Raw genomic sequence first — 262 nt, forward strand, 5'->3', positions numbered from 1 at the left:
GTAACAGCTTACCGGCCGAGGTTTGAGGCGCCCAAAATGATCGGGGCTCAAATCTACCACCGAGACCTAGCAGCACCACTCACATGGTGATCTTGTAGGTTGGCGTTCTGTTCGGGTGGAAGCACGGACGAGAGTTCGTGTGGACCGTTCAGTAACGAAAATCCTGGTCATAGTAGCAGCGTTAGTCGGGTTAGAACCCCGACGGCCGAACGAGTAAGGGTTCCTCAGCAATGCTGATCAGCTGAGGGTTAGCCGGTCCTAA

1 rRNA gene is annotated in these 262 nt (G+C 54.6%); it reads left to right on the plus strand.

The annotated features are described in order from the left end of the window. Positions 1 to 262: ribosomal RNA gene (locus ACJYUO_RS21890) — 23S ribosomal RNA — on the plus strand; the annotation flags it as partial.

The sequence above is a fragment of the Natrinema sp. CRL1 genome (assembly GCF_059162405.1).